The sequence below is a fragment of the Microbacterium sp. CBA3102 genome, assembly GCF_007954505.1.
Taxonomy (GTDB): Bacteria; Actinomycetota; Actinomycetes; order Actinomycetales; family Microbacteriaceae; genus Microbacterium; species Microbacterium aurugineum.
The window spans coordinates 3237504-3261476 of sequence record NZ_CP042412.1 but is presented as its reverse complement, the minus strand read 5'-3'; the positions used below and the strand labels follow the sequence as shown (position 1 = coordinate 3261476).

25 protein-coding genes are annotated in these 23973 nt (G+C 65.2%); 20 read left to right on the top strand and 5 right to left on the bottom strand.

All coding sequences use genetic code 11. From position 1 onward, the window contains the following. Positions 1 to 4: 4 nt before the first annotated feature. The gene (locus tag FGL91_RS15680; RefSeq protein WP_153244285.1) at positions 5 to 1522 is read right to left on the bottom strand and encodes a SulP family inorganic anion transporter; all 1518 of its coding nucleotides are present in this window, start codon (positions 1520 to 1522) and stop codon (positions 5 to 7) included. A gap of 162 nt (positions 1523 to 1684) precedes the next feature. On the opposite strand from FGL91_RS15680, the gene FGL91_RS15675 reads away from it, so the two are divergent. Further along, complete coding sequence (locus FGL91_RS15675) at positions 1685 to 2068, top strand: MerR family transcriptional regulator (RefSeq protein WP_194239250.1); 384 nt, start codon at positions 1685 to 1687, stop codon at positions 2066 to 2068. 53 nt (positions 2069 to 2121) lie between these two features. After that, positions 2122 to 2541 (top strand): YkvA family protein, encoded by a 420-nt coding sequence (locus FGL91_RS15670; protein WP_153244284.1) that lies wholly within the window; start codon positions 2122 to 2124, stop codon positions 2539 to 2541. A gap of 93 nt (positions 2542 to 2634) precedes the next feature. On the opposite strand, the gene FGL91_RS15665 is transcribed toward FGL91_RS15670, so the two are convergent. Both FGL91_RS15665 and FGL91_RS15660 read right to left on the bottom strand, forming a co-directional pair. After that, positions 2635 to 3879 carry an MFS transporter gene (locus FGL91_RS15665; protein WP_153244283.1) on the bottom strand — a complete coding sequence of 415 codons (1245 nt, stop codon included), beginning with the start codon at positions 3877 to 3879 and terminating at the stop codon, positions 2635 to 2637. Then, complete coding sequence (locus FGL91_RS15660) at positions 3879 to 4250, bottom strand: ArsR/SmtB family transcription factor (RefSeq protein ID WP_153244282.1); 372 nt, start codon at positions 4248 to 4250, stop codon at positions 3879 to 3881. The genes FGL91_RS15665 and FGL91_RS15660 overlap by 1 nt, the downstream gene beginning before the upstream one ends. A 179-nt stretch (positions 4251 to 4429) precedes the next feature. On the opposite strand from FGL91_RS15660, the gene FGL91_RS15655 reads away from it, so the two are divergent. From FGL91_RS15655 to FGL91_RS15605, 11 genes are all read left to right on the top strand, one after another. After that, positions 4430 to 4999 carry a histidine phosphatase family protein gene (locus FGL91_RS15655; protein WP_153244281.1) on the top strand — a complete coding sequence of 190 codons (570 nt, stop codon included), beginning with the start codon at positions 4430 to 4432 and terminating at the stop codon, positions 4997 to 4999. 171 nt (positions 5000 to 5170) lie between these two features. Next, positions 5171 to 5683 carry a universal stress protein gene (locus FGL91_RS15650; protein ID WP_153244280.1) on the top strand — a complete coding sequence of 171 codons (513 nt, stop codon included), beginning with the start codon at positions 5171 to 5173 and terminating at the stop codon, positions 5681 to 5683. Next, the gene (locus tag FGL91_RS15645; protein ID WP_153244279.1) at positions 5680 to 6426 is read left to right on the top strand and encodes a 2,3-bisphosphoglycerate-dependent phosphoglycerate mutase; all 747 of its coding nucleotides are present in this window, start codon (positions 5680 to 5682) and stop codon (positions 6424 to 6426) included. Before FGL91_RS15650 ends, FGL91_RS15645 begins: the two co-directional genes overlap by 4 nt. A 1-nt stretch (position 6427) precedes the next feature. Further along, positions 6428 to 7762, top strand: coding sequence for a phosphopyruvate hydratase (eno, locus tag FGL91_RS15640; protein ID WP_153244278.1), 1335 nt, complete (start codon positions 6428 to 6430; stop codon positions 7760 to 7762). Further along, complete coding sequence (locus tag FGL91_RS15635; protein WP_153244277.1) at positions 7759 to 8256, top strand: fluoride efflux transporter FluC; 498 nt, start codon at positions 7759 to 7761, stop codon at positions 8254 to 8256. Before eno ends, FGL91_RS15635 begins: the two co-directional genes overlap by 4 nt. Beyond that, positions 8253 to 8630 carry a fluoride efflux transporter CrcB gene (gene crcB, locus FGL91_RS15630; RefSeq protein ID WP_153244276.1) on the top strand — a complete coding sequence of 126 codons (378 nt, stop codon included), beginning with the start codon at positions 8253 to 8255 and terminating at the stop codon, positions 8628 to 8630. The genes FGL91_RS15635 and crcB overlap by 4 nt, the downstream gene beginning before the upstream one ends. A gap of 185 nt (positions 8631 to 8815) precedes the next feature. Further along, positions 8816 to 9526: an ABC transporter permease gene (locus FGL91_RS15625; RefSeq protein ID WP_194239249.1), complete on the top strand. Its 711-nt coding sequence runs from the start codon at positions 8816 to 8818 to the stop codon at positions 9524 to 9526. Positions 9527 to 9597: 71 nt separating this feature from the next. Then, on the top strand, positions 9598 to 10431 hold the full coding sequence (locus tag FGL91_RS15620) for a phosphatase PAP2 family protein (protein WP_227991657.1): 834 nt from the start codon (positions 9598 to 9600) through the stop codon (positions 10429 to 10431). 184 nt (positions 10432 to 10615) lie between these two features. Beyond that, positions 10616 to 11182, top strand: a complete 567-nt coding sequence (locus tag FGL91_RS15615) for a recombinase family protein (protein ID WP_047253623.1) — start codon at positions 10616 to 10618, stop codon at positions 11180 to 11182. A gap of 9 nt (positions 11183 to 11191) precedes the next feature. Continuing rightward, complete coding sequence (locus FGL91_RS15610; protein WP_153244274.1) at positions 11192 to 12628, top strand: Mu transposase C-terminal domain-containing protein; 1437 nt, start codon at positions 11192 to 11194, stop codon at positions 12626 to 12628. Between the two features lie 124 nt (positions 12629 to 12752). Further along, positions 12753 to 13538 carry an AAA family ATPase gene (locus FGL91_RS15605; protein ID WP_227991656.1) on the top strand — a complete coding sequence of 262 codons (786 nt, stop codon included), beginning with the start codon at positions 12753 to 12755 and terminating at the stop codon, positions 13536 to 13538. A 382-nt stretch (positions 13539 to 13920) separates the two neighbouring features. Here FGL91_RS15605 and FGL91_RS15600 read toward each other — a convergent pair whose 3' ends face one another. Beyond that, positions 13921 to 15744, bottom strand: a complete 1824-nt coding sequence (locus FGL91_RS15600; RefSeq protein WP_227991654.1) for a sulfatase-like hydrolase/transferase — start codon at positions 15742 to 15744, stop codon at positions 13921 to 13923. Here FGL91_RS15600 and FGL91_RS19155 point away from each other — a divergent pair. The 5 genes from FGL91_RS19155 to FGL91_RS15580 all read left to right on the top strand — a co-directional run bounded on the left by FGL91_RS19155 (position 15707) and on the right by FGL91_RS15580 (position 21194). Next, positions 15707 to 16318: a hypothetical protein gene (locus FGL91_RS19155; protein WP_227991653.1), complete on the top strand. Its 612-nt coding sequence runs from the start codon at positions 15707 to 15709 to the stop codon at positions 16316 to 16318. The genes FGL91_RS15600 and FGL91_RS19155 overlap by 38 nt on opposite strands. Next, positions 16315 to 17991 (top strand): SCO6880 family protein, encoded by a 1677-nt coding sequence (locus FGL91_RS15595; RefSeq protein WP_042540889.1) that lies wholly within the window; start codon positions 16315 to 16317, stop codon positions 17989 to 17991. The genes FGL91_RS19155 and FGL91_RS15595 overlap by 4 nt, the downstream gene beginning before the upstream one ends. Further along, complete coding sequence (locus FGL91_RS15590) at positions 17988 to 19424, top strand: ATP/GTP-binding protein (protein ID WP_153244272.1); 1437 nt, start codon at positions 17988 to 17990, stop codon at positions 19422 to 19424. The genes FGL91_RS15595 and FGL91_RS15590 overlap by 4 nt, the downstream gene beginning before the upstream one ends. Then, positions 19424 to 20437 carry a M23 family metallopeptidase gene (locus FGL91_RS15585; RefSeq protein ID WP_153244271.1) on the top strand — a complete coding sequence of 338 codons (1014 nt, stop codon included), beginning with the start codon at positions 19424 to 19426 and terminating at the stop codon, positions 20435 to 20437. Before FGL91_RS15590 ends, FGL91_RS15585 begins: the two co-directional genes overlap by 1 nt. A 163-nt stretch (positions 20438 to 20600) precedes the next feature. Beyond that, positions 20601 to 21194, top strand: a complete 594-nt coding sequence (locus FGL91_RS15580; RefSeq protein ID WP_153244270.1) for a hypothetical protein — start codon at positions 20601 to 20603, stop codon at positions 21192 to 21194. A 21-nt stretch (positions 21195 to 21215) separates the two neighbouring features. Here the strand turns inward: FGL91_RS15580 and FGL91_RS15575 are convergent, their stop codons facing one another. Next, positions 21216 to 21359, bottom strand: coding sequence for a hypothetical protein (locus FGL91_RS15575; RefSeq protein WP_227991652.1), 144 nt, complete (start codon positions 21357 to 21359; stop codon positions 21216 to 21218). A gap of 297 nt (positions 21360 to 21656) precedes the next feature. Here FGL91_RS15575 and FGL91_RS19285 point away from each other — a divergent pair, with 297 nt between their 5' ends. Beyond that, on the top strand, positions 21657 to 21782 hold the full coding sequence (locus tag FGL91_RS19285) for a hypothetical protein (protein WP_265491355.1): 126 nt from the start codon (positions 21657 to 21659) through the stop codon (positions 21780 to 21782). Positions 21783 to 22062: 280 nt separating this feature from the next. Continuing rightward, positions 22063 to 23844 carry a multicopper oxidase family protein gene (locus FGL91_RS15570; protein WP_153244269.1) on the top strand — a complete coding sequence of 594 codons (1782 nt, stop codon included), beginning with the start codon at positions 22063 to 22065 and terminating at the stop codon, positions 23842 to 23844. Positions 23845 to 23973 lie beyond the last annotated feature (129 nt).

Sequence of the window (23973 nt, the reverse complement as noted above, 5' to 3'; positions counted from 1 at the left end):
TGACTCAGTGACCGGCGCCGAGGTTGCCGGCGAGGCGGCCGTGGAAGGCTGCTGCGGTGTCGTTGAGTCCTTCGATGGTGACGTTCGTTCCGTGGTTTTCGTACTTGGTGACGATCGCGTCGAGGGCTGCAACGGTGGATGCATCCCAGACGTGGGACCGGCTCATGTCGATGACCACCGTGTCGGGGTCGTCGGCGTACTCGAACTGGGTGGTGAGGTCGTTGCTGGACGCGAAGAACAGCTCTCCATCGACGGCGTAATGCGCTGTGGCGCCGTTGTCGCTGAGGGTGCGGGTGACACTGACGAAGTGGGCGACCCGTCGAGCGAACATGATCATCGCGGCGATGACCCCGAGGATGACGCCGACGGCGAGGTTGTGCGTCCAGACGGTCGCGATGACGGTGATGAGCATGACGGCGGTCTCGCTCTTCGGCATGCGCTTGAGAGTGCTCAGGCGGATGCTGTGCCAGTCAAAGGTCGCGATCGAGACGAGGATCATCACGGCGACGAGGGCTGCCATGGGGATGATCGACACCACGTCACCGAGCGCGAGCACGAGGACCAGCAGGAAGACACCGGCAAGGAAGGTCGAGATCCTGGTGCGGGCGCCAGAGGCTTTGACGTTGATCATCGTCTGGCCGATCATCGCGCAGCCTCCCATGCCACCGAACGCGCCGGACAGGACGTTCGCGGCGCCCTGGCCGAGTGCCTCGCGGGTCTTGCGGGAGTGGGTATCGGTGATGTCGTCGACGAGCTTCGCGGTCATCAGCGACTCGAGCAGGCCGACCACGGCCATCGCCAGCGCGTAGGGGGCGATGATCTGCAGCGTCTCGAAGGTGAGCGGCACATTCGGAATGAACAGCTCCGGCAGGCTCTCGGGGAGTTCTCCCTGGTCGCCCACGTTCGGCACGTTCCAGGCGAAAACGACGACTGCCGCGGTGAGCAGCACGATCGCGACGAGTGGCGCCGGGATGACCTTCGTGATCCGCGGCATCAGATACATCACCAGCAGGCCGACCGCGACGAGCGGGTAGACCAACCAGGGAACGCCGATGAGCTGCGGGAACTGCGAAGTGAAGATCAAGATCGCCAGGGCGTTCACGAAGCCAACCATCACCGAGCGCGGAATGAACCGCATGAGCTTGGCGACACCGAGCAATGCGAGGACGATCTGGATGAGTCCGCCGAGCAGGACCGTGGCGATGAAGTAGTCCATGCCGTACTCACGAGCGACGGGTGCGATGACGAGCGCGATCGCTCCGGTGGCCGCGGTGATCATGGCAGGCCGTCCTCCGAGGAACGCGATCGCGACGGCCATGATGAAGGACGAGAACAGCCCGACCCGGGGGTCGACGCCGGCGATGATCGAGAACGCGATCGCCTCCGGGATCAGGGCAAGTGCGACGACGAGGCCAGCGAGGACTTCGCGGGTGAGCAGTCGCGGGCTGCGCAGAGCCTGCATGACGGTGGGTTCGATGCGGTAACGCGACGCGGAGTCGCGGGTGGGGGTGACGGCAGTCATGTGCCCTCCGGGTGTTGGGCTCTCTCGTGAGAGCGCGGGAAACGAACGGGAGCGCAGCGGCGCGCAGGCGTCGGTCAGGCCGACACGGGAAGATATAGGGAGCGGGCGCGAGAGCCGCGCCGATCTAGACTCTAACGTAACGTGAGTGTTGTGGGGAAAGCAATGGAAGACGAACACGTGACCGTCGAGACGATGCGGATCGGCGAGGTCGCCGAGCGCACGGCGCTCTCATTCCGCTCGCTTCGACACTGGGACGACGTGGGGCTCGTGCAGCCGTCCGCGCGCACGGAGGGCGGGTTCCGGCTCTACACCGAGAAAGACGTCGAACGCATCCTCATCATCCGCAGAATGAAGCCGCTGGGATACACCCTCGATGAGATGCGCGAACTTCTCGACGTCGTCGACGCCCTCACCGTCGAACCCACGGACGCTGCGTTGCGCGCTCGCCTTGACGACATCCGCGAGAGCGCCGATCTGCGCCGGCAGAAGCTCACTGAACAGCTCGCCATGGCCGATGAGTTCGTTCAGCTGCTCGGCCAGCTGTAGCAACGACTAGCACCCTGCACTCAGGCTGATGTCGATCGAACGGAACGGGGCTCATGCCTGACTGGCTCGTAGGCGTGGCCGGCGTCATCGGCGGCCTGGTGCTTCTGTGGGTGGCCCTCGTGGTGTTCCTGTTGGTCCAGCAGCGCCGTGCCGGCAACGATGTCGACTGGCGCGACATCGCTCGACTCGCCCCCGATATCGTGCGGCTCATCAAGCGCCTCGCCACCGATACCCGCGTGCCGCGCGGCACCCGCGCGTGGCTGGTCGCATTGATGATCTATCTCGTGCTTCCGATCGACCTCATCCCGGACTTCATCCCCGTGATCGGGTACGCCGACGACGCGATCATCGTCGCCGTGGCACTCCGGTACGCCGTGCGGCACGCAGGACTCGTCGCGATCGAGAGGAACTGGCCGGGTACGCCGGCAGGGCTGCGCAGCGTCCTTGTGCTTGTCGGTCTCGCAGACGCGTGAGCGAGGGGGCCGCAGCAGCCCGTTCGGCCGCAGAGCTGGTGACTCGAATCGGGAGGCTACGGACATTCGACAGCGGATCTTCCCCGGCCGCGTCTAGAGGCTTTTCGTGGCATGAGGGCGAACCGCCCCAGTGGTGTCGACAGCTCGAGCTTGAAGGATGACGCTGATCAGGGCGACGACGGCCACCAGAGTCAGGGCGACTGCTGCGCCGGTGAGGTTCACCGCTCCCAGCCACCCCGCGATCGGGTAGGTGAGCAGGAAGCAGGCGTGGGAGAGCGCGAACTGTGCCGTATAGACGAGGTTTCGGTTTGCGGGCGTCGATGCGTCGGCGAGCAGCCGCGACGACGGCGTATTCACGAGCGACGTCCCCATGCCCAACAGCACCCAGACGCCGAGCAGCGGGATCCACCCGGCTCCGGTGTTCGTCGCGATCATCGTCACCGTGACGGCTGCGACGAGGCCGATCATGATCACCGTGGCTCCGACGACCATGGTGCGGATCACGCCGATCTTGTCGACTACCCAGGGGATGTTCACCGCGACGATGAGCGAGCCGACGCCGTAACAAGCCAGCGCGAGTGCGAGCGCGGCATCACCCAGATGGAAGACGCCGCGGGCATAGACAACGGAGTTCACGAGGACGATCGCCGTGCCGGCCGCGACCAAGATGTTCGTGAGCATCAGGAAGCGCAGGGTCGGCGAGCGAACGAAGACTTTCGCACCCAGGGGGAGGCGCTGCCAGAACGTCATCGTCGGCCCCTCCGCAGTCGGGGCGGGTAGCCGCGACAGCAGCACGAGAATTGCTGAGCACGCGAACCCCACGGAGGTCCCTACGAACAAGTTGTTGTAACTGATCACTACGAGCAGCGCCGCAGCGATCGTGGGACTCAGGAGCGCCTCCAGGTCGTACGCCAGACGAGACAGGGACAGCGCGCGGGTGTAGTCCGCCGCCTCGGGCAACACCACAGGGATCAGCGATTGAAACGCGGGGGTGAACGTCGCCGACGCGGATTGCAGAACGAACACCAGCACGTAGATCTGCCAGGCCTCGGTCACGAACGGAAGCAGCAGCGCGATCGCCAGACGCACGACGTCCGCGGTGATCAGCACTGCTTTCTTCGGCAGCCGATCGACGACCGCCGCGATCAAGGGAGCGACACCGACGTAGGCGACCATCTTGATCGTCAAGGCTGTACCGAGCACCGAGCCAGCGGCGTCGCCGGCGATATCGAACGCGAGCAACCCCAACGCGACGGTGAGAAGACCCGTGCCCAATAGCGCGATCACCTGCGCGGAGAACAACTTCGCGTAGGTGGGGTTGCGGAGAACCCGCAGCATCAGCGGGTGTCCTCCGGCGCGGGGTGCTCGCCGCGATGATGGGCCGGATCATTGCTCAACGAGTGCTGTGCCTGGAAGATCGCGTCAGCCACCAACTGCCTGGCATGTTCGTTCGCGAGCCGGTAGAACACCTTCGTGCCCTCCTGACGGGCCAACACAATCCGAGCCAGGCGCAGCTTCGCAAGATGCTGAGAGACAGCAGCGGGTGACTTGTCAACAATGTCCGCGAGATGGTTGACCGAGAGCTCCGCATCGCGCAACGCGAGGATGATCCGCACGCGACTGGCATCAGCAAGCATCGAGAACACCTCGACCGCGAGCTCGACGTACTCACTCTCCGACGACAGCGAACACTTCGTATCTGCATTCATACGCAGATTATTGCATACAGGCGACGGGGCGGGCGATGCGCAGGCGTGCCGAGAGCGCAGTCCTCAACGGTTCGCTTTTCCGGGTGAAGCGAGCTGCGAGGCAATTCTTGCGTGAGCAGCGCTGGGCGGCGCATGCAGCGAGGCTTGGGGCGCTACTCGGAAAGGAGTATGAGTTGTTCATGACTTCTCCCGCTCGGTTGTTGCTAGCTCGTCATGGTCGTACTGCGTTGAACGCCGAGGGACGGTTGCGGGGACTTGCCGATCCCCCGCTGGATGAGGTGGGTGTCCGTGAGGCGGAAGGCCTGGCGGATGCGCTCGCGCCAGCCCGCTTCTTCGTGGTGTTGTCGAGCCCATTGGTGCGCGCGGTAACCACGGCGCAGCACATTGCGCTGGCTGCTGGCGTCCCACATCGGATCGACGAGCGGCTCAACGATCGTGACTACGGCCCGTGGACCGGGCACCTGAAGGCGGACGTTGTCGAGGAGTGGGGGAGCGTCGACGCAGCGCCGGGAGTGGAGTCATCCGAAGCCGTCTTATCGCGGGTCCTGCCGGTGCTGCAGGAGTTGTGGACGTCTTCGAGCAGTGCCGTCATCGTCACTCACGACGCGATCATTCGACCCGTGATCGATCATCTTGATCGGGGGCGGCAATTGTCGGTGCCGACCGCGTCATGGTGCGTCATGGTGGCGGGGACATCGGGCTGGGAAGTCGTCGACGTGGATCAGGTCGCACCTAGACGGGAGCGCTAGTTCATTCGCGCCATCGTGTGGTCGGATGCTGATGACAATCGTGCGTAGCGGTGCTATCGTGGCGAGAACGCGAGAGCGTTTCGGCGGTGGGGCTCGCCGACCCAAACCTCGGATATCCCGACAACAGTCCCTATCTCAGCACTTTTACGTGCGCGGAGATAGGAGACCCTCGTGGACCAGGCCGGCGCTTCAGCCCCCGTTCTCGTCATCGGCGTGATTCCGATGCAGGCTCCGGCCGTCATCGATGCCGCGATCAGCGTTGCTCTTGCGCTTCGTGCCCGTGTTGTGTGTGCGCATGTCGACACGACCCGTTTCGTCGTGGACGAACACCCCGACGGGTCCACCACATCAAGGCCGGTTGATTCGGACGCGTACGATGACGATCCCTCTCCGTTTCCCTACACGCTCGCAGAGCACCTGAGAGATCGGTTCGCACGTGCCGGTGTGGAATGGGACAGGTGTGAGCTGGCGGGCAATCCGGCGACCGCTCTCTCCCATCTCGCAGAGCGCGAGAGCGCGATGATGATCGTGGTCGGGACTCGCCGTCCCGGGATCCGTGGGGCGATGGCAGAGTTCTTCGACGGATCGGTGGCGGCGCATCTCGCTCACCAGCAGCACCGCCCGGTCCTTGTGGTACCGCAGGCCCCGGTGCGTGATGGCGCGCTGCCGTGGGAGTCGACATGAGCGGGACAATCGTGTTGCTGCGCCATGGAGAGAGCACTGCCAACGCCGCGGAGACTTTCACAGGCGTCTCGGATGCTCCCCTGACGGCGAGGGGGCGTCGCGAGGCTGCACAGGCGGCCCGCTTGCTGCGCGCAACGGGGATGACCGTCGGCGCAACGTTCGCCTCTGAGCTGACCCGCGCCACAGACACCGCCGCGATCCTCGCTCAGGAGGGTGTGGGGCCGGATGTTGCGTTGCGGGACTGGCGACTCAATGAGCGCAACTACGGCGCTCTGACGGGGCGAAGCAAAACGGAGATCCTCGCCGAGCATGGCCCAGCCCTGTTTCGCGAGTGGCGGAGGTCTGTTCACGCGGCTCCACCACCATTGACCGCCCGACAGATCGAGATCCTGCGCCGGAAGGAGCCGTTCCGCCACCTTCCCGCTGCGGCCCTCACGGCCACCGAGTCCCTCTTTGACGTGATCGCCCGTGTTCGGCAGTTCCACGGGGAACGAGCACGACCGCGACTGCAGGTGGGTGTGAACGTGCTGGTCGTCGCCCATGGGAACTCGTTGCGCGCCTACTGCGCGGTTCTCGATGACCTCACCGAACCAGAACTCGAGGACCTGAACCTCCCTACCGGCCAGCCCCTCGTCTACCGGCTGACCGCTGACGGCGCCCCACGGGTGCGCGGCGGCGAATACCTCGATCCGATCACCGCACGGCAGGCAGCCGCCACCGTGGCCCGACAAGGAGGAACGTGACATGAACGACTACACCGGTGCCCACCCGCACACGCTTGCCGGCGGCGGGGACTACATCACTCACCACGGCGATCGGCCCGTAGGGTTCGAGATGGTCGCCGCTTCTCAGATTCTGGATTCCCGCGGATACCCGACGGTCCAGGTCACCCTGACGTTGACCGATGGGGATACTGTCGAAGCATCAGCCCCGGCGGGCGCTTCCACGGGGGAGCATGAGGCGGTCGAGGTGCGGGACGGCGGCCATGCGTTCTCGGGGCGTGGAGTGCGTCGAGCCGTCGCGAACGTCGACGAGGAGATCGCGCCCTTGCTCACCGCCCACGGGTGGACCTCCCTGCGCGACCTGGACGCGGCCCTGCGTCAGCTGGACGGCACTGGCTCGCTATCGAGGCTCGGAGCGAACGCGGTGATCGCCGTGTCGATGGCGGCTACCCGCGCGTTCGCACATGCTGCAAGCGTTCCGCTGCACCGCTACCTCAGCCACCTTTCCGGCGCGGAAGAGCGGCTCCCCGTGCCACACTTCAACGTGATCAACGGCGGCGCTCATGCTCCCGGCGGTCTACCGTTCCAGGAGTTCATGATCGCCCCGGTGGGTGCCGCGAACGAGGAGCATGCCCTGCAGATGGGGGCGGAGATCTATCACGCCCTCGCGGGACTCGTGCGTAGTCGTTTCGGAATGGCCGGGTTGGGTGACGAGGGCGGATTCGCGCCGCCCATCGACGATCCTGAACAGGCCCTCGACCTGCTGATGGATGCGATCGCCGCCGCCGGATACACGCCCGGGCTCGACCAGGTCGCGATCGCGATGGACCCGGCGGCGAACGGTTTCGCGGTGGACGGCGCCTACCGCATCGGCTCCCGCACAATGAACAGTGAACAACTCGGCGACTACTACACAGGACTCGTCAACACGTACCCCATCCGCAGCATCGAAGACGGATTCGCAGAAAACGATCACCCCGGCTGGGCCCTACTGTTCGAGCGCCTCGCAGACAGGATCCAGCTCGTCGGCGACGACCTGTACGTCACCGACCCGGCCCGCATCCGCGACGGTGCAGAGCACCACTACTCGAATGCTGCGCTGATCAAACCCAATCAGATCGGCACCGTCACCGACACACTCGCCGCGATCAGTGCCGCCCGAGAAGCCGCCATGGCCTGCATGGTGTCCCACCGCTCCGGTGAGACCCTCGACACCTTCATCGCCGACCTGGCCGTCGGTACCGGGGTCGGCCAGATCAAATCCGGTGCCCCCGCTCGCGGCGAGAGACTCGCAAAGTACAATCGCCTCGCTCAGATCGAGGCCTCCAACGCCCATCTGTCGTTCGGACTGCGATGACCGCCGGTGCACAGACGCCAGATACGTCTCCGTTGCCGCTGGACAGCGACATCGAGGTCGACGACGCACGCACACCCGCGCCCCGCCCGGTCCATCTCCACTGGCGCTATCTTGGGCTCGTCGCGCTCGGCGGAATGATCGGCACCGGATTGCGCGAGGCGCTCAGCCTCGCGATCCCTCCCGTGGCAGGCATCCCCTTCACCACAGCAGCGATCAACATCGTCGGTGCGTTTGTGCTCGGGTTCCTCCTCGAGACGCTCGCGCACCGCGGCGAAGATGCCGGCCGTCGACGAGTTCTCCGGTTGTTCGCAGGCACCGGGATACTCGGTGGATTCACCACCTATAGTGCGCTTGCCACCGACACAGTCCTCCTCCTCCAAGACACCCCCGCTGTCGGGCTCGCCTACGCGGTCGGCACCTTACTGATCGGCGGTGCAGCGACCGCAGGCGGGATCATCAGCGCGGGAGCGATCCGACGAAAGGGCGCACGATGACGCCCTGGCTGTTCCTCGCCATCGCCGCATCGGGCGGCATCGGCGCGGCACTGAGATTCCTCATCGACGGGCTCATCCGCACCCGCACCATCGGCTCGTACCCGTTCGGCACAATGTTGATCAACGTGACCGGATCCTTCTTTCTCGGTCTGGTGACCGGATTGGCCGCAACCGCAGCCCTTCCCGAGGACCTGCGGTTGCTGGTAGGGACCGGTCTCCTCGGCGGATACACCACCTTCAGCACAGCGAGCTTCGAAACCATCCGCCTCGCCCAGGACAAACGCACCATCGCGGCCGCGACCAACGGGATTGGCACACTCGTCCTCACCGTCGGCGCGGCCGCCGTCGGATACACACTCGGCGCGGTTCTGTGAGAGATCAAGCCAACTCCTACATCGACCATTCGCGGATCGCTTGGTTGCTTCGCTTGGTTGCCCGACATCCGATCACCGTGTTCATCTGGTACCGCATCGCGCTCGGATTTTTCGTCGCCGCACCTCCGGCAACCGGCGTTCTCTCTCTAACGTGACCCATGTCGCTCCTTACAACCGGGCTCACCGTGCTGCTGCTCACCGCCGTGACATTCGTGATCGTCGGACGGTTGAATATCCCGCAACCCTGGTTGCAGCCGTGGGCGATCGTCCGCGCCTGCGTGCAGCTCGGCATCCTCAGCCTTCTGCTCAACGTCATCATCACCGAGCCATTGTGGGTGGGGGTGTTCCTTGTTGTCATGGCCGGTGCCGCTACCGGTGTGGTAGCGGGTCGGCTCCGCGTCGGATGGCGGCGCATCCCCGCCATCGCCTTGACGATCACCGTCGCCGCCTTGGTCCCAATCGCGATCATTTTCTCTACCACTGCCGTCGATTTCACGACCCGGTACGCCCTGGCCCTTACTGGCATCGTGATCGGAAACACGATGACAGTCACGACTTTGATGGGGCGGAACGTGCAGCATGCGCTGGTCACGGATCACGACGAAATCGAGGGATGGCTCGCATTGGGCGCGACACCCCGCCGGGCCACGCACCACTCCATCAGAACCGCAGCAGCAACGGCGCTCATCCCCTCGACCGATCAGGCTCGAACCACTGGGATAGTCACTCTTCCCGGCGCATTCGTCGGAGCCGTTTTTGCTGGCGCCTCCCCACTGGACGCTGCACAGTTTCAACTTCTCGTACTCGCCGCCATCCTCACCGCAGCCGCGATCGCCGCCACTCTAGTCACAGCATTCTTTGGTGCGCCCACCCAACTCCCGTCCATTCGCGGCTGACATCGACCGCTCCTCGCTGCGAACGGAAGAGACGCCGAGTCGGCGCTATACGGTGAATACGAACACCACGATTGGATCCATACATGCCTCACACAAATGAACCTGATGAGGGGGTCCCCGGGGAGCTGACGCAAGATAGTCAGAGCCTTCCCCGGCGTAGTACGCCGCTGTGGAGTCGCCTCACGCAGGGTGCGCATGCGCTTAGCGAACGGCTCGGCCCCAACGGGGCGCTGATCCTGATCCTGGCGTTCGGGCTGGTTCTCGTTGTCGCTCTAAGCTTCGCCGCCGCGCAGGTGTACGACAACATCGTCGACGCCGATGGAGTCGCGGGGATCGACCGGCCCCTGCTCGATTTCGCGATGACACTCCGATCACCCTGGCTCGACATCATCCTCACCGGCTACACCGAGATCGCCGGCCCGCTTGGCATGCCCATCATTGCCATCGCTGCAGCCCTAGTCCTTGGTCTTCGTCGCCGATCCTGGACCCCGGTCATTCTGATCGTCGCTGCCGGTAGCGGGTCACTTCTGATGACGGTTGTCGGGAAGAACTTGTTCGGGCGGGATCGACCACCGCTCTCGGATGCTGTTCCACCCTATGAATATTCCGCATCCTTCCCGAGTGGTCACACTCTGAACGCAGTCGCTGTCGTGGGGGTGATCGCTTATCTGATCATCCTGCGGCAAACGAAACACCAAGCCGTAATCATCGGCGCTGCCGCGCTGTTCGCCCTCACCACAGGCCTCGATCGGATCTACCTCGGGCACCACTGGGCAACCGACGTCCTCGGAGCATGGGCGCTCGGTGCTGCCTGGCTCGCTTTGGTCATCACCGCGCACCAGCTGTACCTCACGGTCCGTCGACGCCGCGAGGCTCACCCACCCGACACACCCCTCAGCAGATAAGTCCCGACCCAACCGCCGGGATCGTCAACAGGGGCGAAGCTGAATCCCGTCTGCCGCTGCGGTGACTCTCAAACGACCGTTCATGAGTCATCCGGAATTTTGGTCGGCCAGTTCGGCGAGTCGTGTCTCACGACCCGTGTCAGCAATCTATGTAAAACAAGCGGCGTTCACGTTACACTGAGGCATGGCCACGATCGGTTACGCCCGAGTCTCAACCCGAGACCAGAATCCCGACGGCCAAACGGATGCGCTCAATGCGGCGGGCTGCGACAAGATTTTCGTCGAGCACGCATCCGGCACCCTGGCGAAACGGCCGGCACTGACGGAAGCCCTCGGATATCTGCGCGAGGGAGACTCGCTCGTCGTGACGAAACTTGACCGGCTCGGCCGGTCGGTGAGAAACCTCAAACAGGTCGCGGACGAATTGCAACAGCGCGGGGTCGGTTTGAAGGCACTCTCGCAGGGCATCGACACGACGACGCCGGGAGGTCGCCTGTTCTTCCACATGCTCGCTGCGATCGCGGAGTTCGAACACGACCTCATCGTCGAACGCACCCACGACGGCCTCGCGGCCGCCCGCGCCCGGGGCCGAAAGGGCGGCCCGAAGTTCAAGATGACGCCAACGAAGATCCGGCAGGCCCGGGCGATGTACGACGAGGGCGGCCACACCGTCCAAGAGATTGCCGACACGTTCGGAGTGTCCCGGCCCACGATCTACCGGCACCTGGCCGAGCACGTCGAGCGGGCCTAACGAGGAATCATGGCGCACCTCAGCGACCGGCAGAAAGCCGAGCTTGTGCGCCAACACCAGGACGGGGTGCCCTGGACGCTGCTCGCGGCGCACTCCGGTGTCGCGGTGCGGACCTTGCAACGATGGGCCGCTCGGATGGAAACGGGACAGCTCTCACGGGCACCTCGCAGCGATAAGGGTTCGAGGCGCATCGACGCCGAGCTGGTGAAGGCGATTGAGGCGCTTGCTGTGCGGCGACCCGCGCCGACGATCGCGTATATCCACCGCCGCATCGGTGATATCACCAGGGGCCGAGGACTATCCGTCCCGGGGTACACCACGGTCCGCGAAATCGTGCACGCGCTCGACCCGGGCCTGACTGCTCTCGCGGACGGCGGGGACGCGGCCTATCGAGACAAGTTCGAGCTGGTCTACCGCCGCACAACCTCTGCGCCGAATGAACAGTGGCAGATGGACCACACTCTGCTCGATGTGATGATTCTCGATGACCGGCAGCAGGCCGTCCGCCCCTGGCTCACGATCGTGCTCGACGACTACTCACGAGCGATCGCGGGCTACGCGGTCAGCGTCTCAGCACCCACGGCCGAGCATTCCGCATTGGCGTTCCACCAGGCCATTACTCGGAAACGAAACCCGAAGTGGGTGGTGTCGGGCCTCCCGGACATCCTCTACAGCGATCACGGGTCCGACTTCACCTCGACCAGGATCGAACACGTGTGCCTCGACGTGCACGTGCGCTTGATTCATTCACGGATCGGCGTCCCGCAGGGACGCGGCAAGATCGAACGGTTCTACCGAACGATCACGACCGAGCTGCTGCCGCACCTACCCGGCTTCATCCCGCACGGCACCGGTGGATCGCCCATCACCGAACCCAGGTTGACCTTGCACCAGCTCGACGACGTTCTCGAGCGATTCATCGTCGACGAATACAACGAACGCATCCACTCATCGACGGGCGCTGCCCCGCACGAGCGATGGCGCAGCGACAGTTTCATCCCTCGAACACCCGCCCGCCCGGAAGACATCAATCTGCTTCTACTCACCGCAGCGACAACCCGCCGTGTGCAACGCGACGGGATCCGTTTCGCATCCACCCGATACATCTCACCAGTCCTCGCCGCATACGTCGGCGAAGACGTCACGGTGCGATACGACCCCCGCGACCTCGGAGAGATACGAATCTTCCACGACAACGCATTCCTCTGCCGCGCAATTGCCCCCGAACGCTCCTCGGAAACCGTCTCTTTTGCTGATCTGCAAACCGCGAGGAACGCGCGGCGTCGCGCCCTGAAGCAGCAACTCCGCGAGCTCACCGCTCATGCGGGTTCCCTTCCCGAAGACACGCGCCACCAACCCTTGATCGCAACGATGCTCGACAGCACACCTGACCATCTCGCGACACCTCCCACGCGACACGGATTAAGGACCTACGCCAGTGACTGATCCAGACGCTAAGCCCCAGTCTCTTCTCTTCACGCCTGACGATGACGGACGCCGATTCCTCAACGGTCATTTCGACGAGTTCACCGATGCACCCCCGCCCCGCGCAGATACCTTGCCCACATTCGTGACCACACGTGAGCACCGACGCTTCGCCGAGTTCGCAGACACCGTCCGATCCCACCGCTACATCGGACTCTGCTACGGACCACCCGGCGTCGGCAAGACACGCTCCGCACGCAACTACGCCGGCACCGACGAATGGGAGCAGTGGTACCCGCTCTCCCGCAGCAAAGGCGCACTGCCACCCGTGCCCGAAGCGGTACAACGAAGCCGCACGGCGTTCTTCACACCCACCGTCGCCGCGTCCATCAAACAGATTGATCAAGGCCTGCCCCGGGCATGCCAGCACATCTCCTGGGCCATCGACTACGCCCAGCACGGGCACGTTGATCCTTTCGTGCACGCCGAGTCCCAACACAGCGGGAACACCGAACTGCTCATCATCGACGAAGCCGACCGACTCAAAACCGCCGGCCTCGAACAAGTCCGCGACTTCTACGACCGCCACCGGATGGGCGTCATCCTCATCGGCATGCCCGGCATCGAAAAACGGCTCGCCCGCTACCCCCAGCTATACAGCCGCATCGGGTTCGCTCACGAGTACCGGGCGCTACGCAGTGACGAGCTCACGGCCGTCGTCGCGCAGCGCCTCCCGGACCCCGACCCAGACGACTCCGGTCTCGCACACACCGCAGCTCTCGCCGCAATAGTCCGGGCCACCAACGGAAACTTCCGCCTCGCCGACAGGCTCGTCACCCAGATCAACCGCATACTCGACATCAATAGGCAGACGCACCTCATCCCTGAGGCCGTCGACGCTGCCCAAGAAGCGCTCCTCATCGGACGATAAGCGACGCGGTAAACACGACATTTTCTGGCGCAAGTCACAGAATAGGGGACCAGAAACGTGCGCCGAAAGAGGGTTTCGGCGCACGTGTTCGGTGGAGAAGTGTCGAGCCTTGGCGCTCCGCTCCAGTCAGCTCAACGGTTGAGAAGCGTGGTCTGGATCTTCTCGGATACGGCCTGGCGAAGCGGGCGCACTGCGTCGCCGTCCTAGGACTCTGGGTTCGGGAACGACCACTCCAGAACCTCTCGGCGAGAGGTGGAAGGCAGTGTGAGGCCCGGTTTCATGAGCACCAAGACGTCGGCGGTGTCCAGGTCCTCGACCGCAACGGCAGGGGCGCGCGGGAGAGCGGCCGGCGTTGTGCTGGCTTCATGCTCTGAGAAGTTGCTCAGGGTGACTGGAGGTAGGCGATTCGCACGCCGTGAATGGTCCCGTCGAACGCGTTTGGCATCTTGTCGCGGTATTGAAGAGAGACGGCTCCGCCGAGGGCGCGACCGATATCGAGGCAGTCGTTCGCCGTGAAGAGCAGTGGTGCGCTCACCGGCACAATGCCCTCTGCCAGCAATGTCCCGTTGCCGGAGATCGTGATGTTCAGCGGGCCGGCTGGGCGGGGTTCGACGTAGGTCGTGCGCACCTCGAGCGTGGTGTCACCCGCAGGCAGCGCCTCCGCAGAGCGGATGAGCGTCCGATGGATGAGGAACAGGTTGTACTCATAGGTGAGGTATCCGTCGTCGAGGTAGCACGTCAATCCGCCGCCGGCGCCGCCGAGTTTGTAGAGCACGCCGTTGGCACGCTCCGGCAGCGTCAGGTCCATGCTGACCACGTTCGGCTTGTTGCCGAGGGCGGGTGCGCAGAATTCCGGGATGCGTGTCGTGGTTCCCGAGAACTCCCATTTGGAGTAGGGCGTGCTCAGCCGATATTCGGGATGCAGAGCGGCGACCCAGAGCCCGCCGCCCACCGGCATCACGTCGTTCCGCGCGGCTTCGATCGTGAAGAGCTCTTTCATCTGCTCAAGCTTCTCAGGGTGCTCGACGGCGAGGTCTCGTGCTTGACTCCAATCCTCGTCGAGGTTGTAGAGCTCCCATCGATCCTGGTCCGGGGTCCACGTCTTGATTCCAGGTGGGAGGCCGGGGACCCAAGGCAGTCGTGGTCCTTCTGCGGATGCCATCCAGCCGTCCGAGTAGATGGATCTGCTTCCCATCACCTCGAAGTACTGGGTTCGGCGCTGCCCAGGCGCTGAGGGGTCGGCCAGTGAGTATGCGAAGCTCACGCCGTCGATGGAGTCCTGATGGAAACCGTTCACAGTTTCGGGTAGGGAGATGCCAAGGATCTCGTAGATGGTCGGAACGACATCGATCACGTGGTGGAACTGCGTACGAGGTTCCTGGTCGGGTGAAAGCCGAGCGGGCCAGCGTACGACCAACGGGTTGCGGGTGCCGCCGAGATGGGACGCAAGCAGCTTCATGCCCTTGTAGGGGGTTGAGCCGGCCCATGCCCATCCGGCGTGGTACTGGTTGTCGGTCAGCGATGACCCGAGCACGTCGAGGCCGCCGAGATCGTCGAGAGCTGCGATGTGCTGCGGGATGGTGCTCGGAATCCCGTTTTGCGCGAGCAGTTCGCTGATGGTGCCGTTCTGGCCTTCGCCGGATGATCCGTTGTCTCCCCACATGTACATCACGATGGTGTTGTCGTCGTATCCGAGTCGTTCGATCTCGTCGAGCAGGCGGCCGACCTGGAAGTCGACGTGCTCGGCGTATCCGGCCGCTACCTCCATCAGGCGACGCTGGAACGGTCGCTCGTCCTCGGGGATGTCGTCCCAGGCAGGCATGTCCGGGTGCCGTTCTGTCAGTTCCGCGTCGGCGGGTATCCATCCCGCTTCGATCGCCCGGGCGTGGACGCGCTCGCGGTATGCGTCCCACCCATCGTCGAACGTACCGGCGTAGCGGTCGGCCCACTCCTTCGGGACATGGTGCGGTCCGTGGATTGCACCACTCGCCCAGTACATGAGGAATGGCTGATCGGGTGCGAGGGACCGGTGGGTTTCCAGCCAGGTGATGGCGTCCTCGGCGATGTCCTCGCTGAGGTGGTAGCCCTCCTCCGCTGTCTTGGGCGGCAGCACGGTCGTGGTGTTGCGGACGAGGTTCGGCTCGTACTGCGAGGCCTCGCCCGGCGGCATGGCCGCGGTGAAGATCTGGATAGGGCTACTGCTCATCCACCCGACGCTGTTTTTCATGCTCGGGTTCGCTTTCCGGCTCACCATCGACTCGATCGGGCAATGGGGCGACGACGGCTTCAAGAACCTGGTCATGCTGCTCGTGGCGATGATCGCTATCTTCCTGGCCGAAATCGCTCCCTTCGTTCTCGTCTCGTGGGCCACCAAACATCTAGCCGGCCAATCGTCATCCGGCAGCGCATCCCCCTCAACGCCGATCGGGGCGCAATCCCTTGCGTCGGCACGCAACAGCGGCGGCTCGACCGCCGCCCCGCGCTCGGCCCAAGCCGTTCGTGCGAACGCCACCCCGGCCAACGCCCAAGGGGCGACGGCGAGTATCGGGGCAAAGGGAGTATCGGGCGGCGGCGCAGCTGCCGGCCGCGGTGCAGCCCAAGCAGGTACAGCAACCGCAGGCCGCGGTGCAGCTGCAACCGCCAGTAAGGCAGCTGGGCCAGCCGTCGCCGCAGGCGCGGTCGCCCTCCAGGGCGCGAACACCGTGGGCCGCAAGGTCAACGAAACTGCGCACACTCCGGTGGGAGCCCCGCCGACGCTTGGAAAGGATCGCCCCGAATGAATGAGCAGGAACAGGCTGAGCAGCAGCGCGGCGTCTTTATCCTCGGGGGAGAGGGCAGCCACCGCGGATTCTGGGGAGAGAAGGCGAAGGGCCGCGGATGGGGCGTCGTCATCATCCTCGTCATTGCTTTCATCTTCGTGCCGTCCTTCGGCTGGCCGCCGATCGTCCTAGGCGTCCTCGCCGCAGGCGTGCTCGTGCTGATCACCAGCGCCACGCACAACGGATCGATTCTCGAGCGACGGGTGCGGCGGAAGCGTCACCGCGAGTCTGTGAAGACCCGCAGCGGCGACTACCACCCGTACGACCAGCAGCGCGTCACGATGCTCACGGCCGCACTGGAACAGACGGCGAAGACCAAGGACAAAGCCGAGCGTGCGGCGCGGGTCGAGTGGGCTCGCGAACTGGCCGCTATGCGGGCAACCCCGGACGGTGCAGACGGCATGGGCTGGCTGCAATCAGCTCGGGGAATCCCGGGTATCGCCTGGCACGGCCCCGTAGGCGAAGACCCGTACCTCTCGGTCGCATTCGCGGTCAGCGGTCAGCTGCGCGGGATGGAATCGCCAGACTCCACCCTCCGCAAAGCGGAGGGATTCGGCGCACTGCTCGCCGGCCGTGCGGCGCCGGGTTCGCTGCTGCGCTTCGTCCAGCCGGTGACCCGGATTCTGCCCGCCGACACGGCGCTGCAGGAATGGTGGGTCATGACCAACATCGACGATGAAGCGCCCGAGTGGGCCAAGAAGTCATACGAGGAAGTGCTGATGCTGTCGGGCACCGGGGCGATGGTGCAGCGCCACTACGTGGTCGCGAGCTGGCCCCTCAATGCCCGCTTTGCCGAGAAGGCACGCAAGTTCGGAGAGGGCCGCGACGGCTGGCGGCGGCTCATGGCCGCCGAGATTGAGTCCGCGCAGCGTGGTCTGCACGACGCCTACTTCGGTGAAGCCGTGGCACTTACGGCACGTGGCACCACGGCGGTGATCCGGCACATGCAGAACCCCAGCCGACCGCTCGACCTGGTGCGCGATCTCGCACCGACCGACCTCGGAGAGCGCGCCCGCGGGGGCGAGTTCTCCGCACATGTCGTCGAGGGCATCGACCCTGAGACGGGCGCACCGGTCGAGTGGTGGCACCGCACCGCGGCGATCCGCGCCGATCACCTTTCCGTGGCGCAGCGCACCCCGCTGTGGCTGCTGCCGCTGCTCACCGGAAGCAAGCTCGATGTGATCCGCACCGTGAGCTTCCACATCGAGCTGATCCCGGCATCCGAGGCTCGGCGCGCAGCTCGCAAAGACCTGGTGGCCGACATGGCTACTGAGCATGCGCAGACCGCAGGCGGTCGCATTCCGCTCGACGAGGGCAGCGTGCGCGTTCTCGCGGCGCAGCGTCGCCGTAACGACCTCGCAGAAGGCGGCGGCCACCACGGCACCAACTGGATCGGGTACGTCACGATCACGTCGGACAGCAAAGAGCAGCTGGCCTTGGACAGCCGCGAGCTGGAAGAGCTGTGCGACACCGACGCCGGCATTCACCGGCTCGAATGGCTCGACAGCTACCAGTCCGCAGCGAGCGGGCTCACCTGGCCGATCGGTCGCGGAATCAAGCCCGACGAGCCCACATGGGCTGCGCGCACCATGCGCATGCTCGCAGGCAAGGGAGAGAAGGAGGCGATCTCGTGAGCGACACCACAGCATCCGGGCGGCGCTCACGTCGACAGGCACAGGCCGTCGACGTCGAGGAAACGCAGCCCGTCGAGAATGTAGCCGGCGAAATCTCGCCGTACGAACTGCCAGGGCCAGCACGGCGCACGAACGTACGAAAAGCACGGCGCGGCTACTACGCCCCGAAACTGCCCGGAGCGCCGTCGACGACACGACAGGCCACCGTTCTGAACACCGCTCTCATCGGCCCCTCCACGGGCACGCAGGGCGTTGCGAACGGTCGCGACGTCCTGTCGCACAACCTGGTCACACACGACCCGGTGACTGCCTACAACTCAGTGCCGAGGCTGATTTCCTCCCCCAACACGGTTGTGGTTGGGGGAGTGGGTGGCGGTAAGTCGAGCTTCGTCAAAACGGTCTGCGTGATCCGGCCTCTCGTGATCCGCTACCGTCGCGCCGTCATCTTCGACAAGAAGAACCGCGGCGGCGAGGGTGAGTACGCCGAGCTGGTGCGCGAGTGGGGACAGGGCGAACCGATCCGGTTCACCCAGGACGGTTCAGGCTCCCGCCTGAATCTGCTCGATCCGCTCATCGTGAGTCAGATCGGGGACGCCGGCACCTACCGTCTGCTGCACGCGATCATCCGTATTGCCCGTGACGGGGCGCAGCTCGACGTCTGGGATGAGAAGGCAGCTCGCGCAGCCCTGTCCGAGACGCTCGCGACGTTTGACGCCGGCCGCATCGCCACACTGGGCGATATCCTCCCGTGGCTCGGCCGCGTCGACGCGGGCGACGACGACATGTCGCCAGCCTCCCGCGATCGGCTGCACCAAGCCGGCCTCGGCATCCGCTTCACTCTCGAAGGACTGTTGGACGAGTACGGCGGGCTGCTTGACGGCGAGACGAGCAAGGGCGTCGACCTGACAGGCAAGCTCACATCGTTCGATATCTCGCAGCTGCCCGCCGAAGGGCCGTCATCGAACGTCATCCGCGCGATCGGTAACCAGTGGATGCTAGGCCGACTGCGCACCGATCCGGGCTGGCAGACGACATGCATCAACGAGGAAGGCTGGGACATGGTCGAGGGACCGGCCGCCCACCTTCTGAAATCGAATCAGAAGCTCTCGCGCGGGCTCGGGCTGAACAACGTCTTCGTGTTCCACAAGGGAACCGATATCCCGAAGGACTCACCCGGACAGACCGTCATCAGTGAAGCGCAGTCGATCTACGTTTTCCGGCAGGACCGGAAAGACGACGCCGATTGGGCCGTGCGCACGTTCGGTTTCGATCCCAGCACCGCTGAGGTCTTACAGACGCTCCAGCCCGGTCACTTCGTCTTCAAGTATGGATCTGTGCCCGAGACGCACGTGCAGCACGTCCGTTCCGACATCGAGGTCACCCTGACCGACACCGACGAGGGGATGCGCGGCGACGCCCGCAAGGTGCAGTAATGAAGTCGTTCGGCCTGGCGGTGCTCGGCGGCATCCTTGCCGTCGCTCTCGGCGTGACCTTCCTGTTGGCATCGGTGCAGCGCAGCGACGCATCGACATGCCTCGCGGACCCGTCGAACTACCCCGCTGAGGGCATCAACGGCTACAAGGGTGACCAGCTCGCCAACGCGGCCGCGATCATCGGAGCTGCACAGCAGCTCTCGCTCGGCGAAGACGCGCAGATCATCGGCGTCATGACGGCGATGGGCGAGAGCAGCCTCAAAAACATCACCTACGGCGACGACATCAACGGTGTCGTGAACCCTGACGGAACCCCGACCAGTAGCATCGGCCTGTTCCAGCAGCAGGATTGGTGGGGGAGCGTTGAAGACCGCATGGACCCCACCAAGTCCGCAACGCTGTTCTTCGGCCGCCTCGTCGCCGTCGACGGCTGGCAGGACATGGAGCCCTCACACGCGATCTGGCGCGTACAGATCAACTCCGACAAGAACCACTACGCGAAGTACGAAACGGACGCTACGGCGATCGTGGAGGCTCTCAGCGGCCCGTGTGGATCGGGCGACTGGATTGTGCCGGCCCGCGGCACCGTCTCCGGTGTCTTCGGAGACAGTCGAGGCGATCATGCGCACATGGGAACCGACCTCGCGGACGGCACCTGCGACGGCCCGATCTGGGCCGCATCCGCAGGCGTCATCGACAACACCGGGGAGAACAAGGGCGGCGGCGGGTACATCTGGATCAAGCACGCCGACGGCGTGATGACCGGATACTTCCACATGAAGCCGATCAACTTCATGGTGGTCGAGGGGCAGGCCGTGCAGGCCGGCGACCAAATCGGGAAGGTCGGCAACGAGGGCAATTCGTACGGCTGCCACCTGCACTACGAAGTGAAGGTGGACGGCGAGTACGTGAACCCGCAGACCTTCATGGAAGGCGTCGGCGTCCCCCCTGCCGCGCTAGCACGATGCCCCCGGAACTGCTCAGCTACCTGGCCGGCGTCGTCACAGCCGTAGCCGGCGTGGGGATCATCGGCCTGTTCCGGCGCTCCCGCCGAGCTGCACGAGCCCGCGCACGCGAGCAGCAGCGGCGACAGGATGCCAGAGCCCGACACGACCGCCACGAGGCACAGAAGGCCCGCGTGCGGTTCATACCAACCGAAAAGCTCGAGGACGATTCATGAGCGACGACAACGACGTCTGGGCCGTCGACGACTGGGTGCCGGCAGATGTGAAACGCCGCAGCACCCGCGCTCTCGCCACAGTGCTGACGCTGACTATCATCGGCGGCGGGCTCTACCTCGCCGGCATCGTGACGATCCGGTCAGCTCTCGGGTGGCCGCTGTTCGTGAGCGGGCTGCTGGTGCTGCTCGCCGTCATCGTCCTCGTGACCGCAGCAAACCCATATCGGAGGGTCAGCGGCGACGCGGAACTACCCCGACACATCTTCCACCTCTCGCCCGAGCGATGGGACGAAGGAGCCACCGTCACGCTCGCAGTGCAACGGTGCCGCAAGAAGCAGTTCATCGCTGAGAACCGCTGGGGCAAGCGATCCCGGCTCGTCTACTTCTTCCCGCAGCGCCCGACGCGCCAGCAAGCGCTAGGGCAGACGCTCTCCGGTCGACGACGCCCCCGATATCTTTACGAGCTTGAAGTGCTGTCACCCTTCGACGCGGTGTACGAGCGCGTAGCCGCCAGAGCCACCACGGAGGACCTCACCGCGCGCGTGGTGCGCAGACAGCCCGCGCCCGCGTGGTCGCGGCGCCGTCTTTGACACGTAGGTGTCAATTGACTCTCACGACAGCGCCCCAAATCCTGCATCGAAGGGCTTGGGGTTGCGCTCCCCAGGTTCGCGGTCGACGCTGCCGACGGCGTCCAGTGCCTCGCCGAGTCGGGTGCGGTCCTCGCCACGGAGTGTGATGAGCCGCCACGTCGGCATTCGCGAACCATCCGAAGAACCTGTCGGCGCCGGCCGCGTCGAGAAAGATGTTGGCCCCGGGCCGAACTGGTTCGCAGTTCGCCCTTGGGTATGGTCCTCCCTTGGACGTCCTTGGAGGCGATCGAGCACAGGCACCGCCCCAGCGCGAACGCCGCCAGCCCGACCAGGATCACGACCCCGGCGACCAGGCCCTGCCCGAGCGCGGCGGTTCCGGCGATCACTCCCGCCGAAGCGGCCTGCACCAGAGCGCCGGAGATGAACACCCTCTTGCGGAACCGCACACGGACGATGAGTGGCGTGAGGAACGCCTGCGGGAGCATCGAGAGCGACTCGCGGATCGGCACCAGTAGGCCCGTCAGCGCCACGGGAACGCCGAGGGCGTTGAACAGCCACGGCAGCACGGTCGAGGCGTTGACGATCTGATCGCCCGAGGACTGGAGCGCGTTGGCGGCCACCAGTCGAAGTCCATTGGGCGCGAGATTGCGTCGCACCTCAGGATCGAGCTCCTGCTCGGCCCGCTTGTCCCGGTGCAACACCGCCGAGTAGATCCGCTCCCCAGCGCTCATACCCGGGAATCTAGACCGCGCCCGCGACATCCGCGAGACCTCTGTTCGACGCTCGCGTCTGCGCGCGGAACTCCATCCGTTATGCCCGTGTGCGCATAGTCCCACGACACGTCGGGCGGGCTGGTAGCGTGTAGCGCATGGCCGCCGCGCAGCGCATGCCTCTGACGCCGTTCGTCGACGTTCTGCCGTTGCCCGAGCGCCTGCTCGCGCGCGATCACAACGGCCGTCTGACGGTGCGGATCCGTACCGGCTCACACAGCTTCCATCGCGATCTGCCCCGGTCGCGTGTGTGGGGCTACGACGGCACGCTCCCAGGCCCGACGATCGAGGCTGAGCGCGGCCACCCGGTCCGCGTCGAGTGGCGCAACGAGCTTGACGGCGGGCTGCCCGTCATCGTAACGATGGTCGGCGACGAGGTCGACGCCGACGGTGTGCCTGTGCAGTGCAGTCCCGGTCTGAGCGGCGGCACGCCGGACCCGCACGCCGCGGCGCTGACGGGACACTCGGTCGTGCACCTGCACGGTGGCCTGACACCGGCCGTGTACGACGGCTGGACCGAGAACCTCTTCGCACCCGGCCAGCTCGCCGTATTTGACTACCCGATGGACCAACGCGCGACGCTGCTCTGGTACCACGACCACGTGATGGGCGTCACTCGGTTCGACGTATACGCCGGGCTGGCGGGACTGTGGATCATCCGCGACCAGCGCGAACGTGACCTCGGGCTGCCCGAGGGACCACCGTACGAGGTGCCGCTGCTGCTGCAGGACCGTAACTTCGGACTCGACGAGGGCGGTCGGCTGACCGGCCAGCTGGTGCACAAGACCGACCCTGGGGTGATGGAGGCCTTCGCGCCGTTCACGGTCGTCAACGGCAAAGTCTGGCCTATCCTCGACGTCCAGCCCGCCACGTACCGCTTCCGCGTGCTCAACGGCTCCAACGCCCGCACCTTCCGGCTCGTGCTGCTGCGAGACGGCGTGCCCGAATTCGATCGCATCACTCAGATCGGCACCGACTCGGGCCTACTCCGCGAGCCCGTCGCGCTGCCACCCGACGGGCTGGTCCTCGCCTCAGCCGAGCGCGCCGACCTGCTCGTCGACTTCTCGGACCTTCAACCGGGCACCGAGCTCACGCTCTACAACACCGCCGGCGCTCCGTTCGATGGCGCGCCCTTTCCCGCCGCTGATGCCGCCGATGCCGCGGATCTCGACGCGCTGCTGCCGTACCCCCAGGTCATGCGTTTCCGTGTCGTCCCGGGCCCGGTCGCGCACCGTCCGGTGCCCCGCGAACTGGCGACCGACTTCGCCCTGCCAAAACCCGAGGAGCTGGACGCGGCGCCGCGGCGTGCCATCGCGCTTGTCGAGCGCGAGTTCGAGGACGTACCCAACATGCTGACCATGCGTGAGCTCGCCGTTGTCGACGACGAGGACGAGACGACCGGTCCGCTGATCACCCTCACCGACGGCGACCACACGACGCGCTACCGCGCGGTTGCCGCCCACTTCGAGGACACCGCCACGTTCTTCCCGATGCTCGGCCAGTACGAGATCTGGCAGCTCATCAACCTCACCGATGACACGCACCCCATCCACATCCACCTCGATCCCTTCCAGGTCCTCGCGCGCCGGCCCATCGGCTGGGAGATCCCCGACAACGGCATCGGCGATCTCGACCTCAGCGCGCGGATCACTCTCGGTCGCGACCCCGACGACGAGCTCGACCACGTCATCGACGCCAACGAGCGCGGGCTCAAAGACACAGTCCGCGTCAACCCCCACGAAATCGTCGAGATCGCCGTCCGGTTCCACGCCTACAGCGGCCGCTACATGTACCACTGCCACATCCTCGAGCACGAGGATCGCGATATGATGCGGCCCTTTGTGACCATGCCTCCCGAACTCATGCCGTTCATGGCGTGACCCTGGCACGTCAGGAGCGCCAGGGAATACAATCGATTCGCCATGTTGAAGTGGGAGACGGGCAGCCACTTCTGCTGGCCCTGCACTGTACGACGCGTCAGGCCCGCGAACATCGAATCTGCTGGGCGC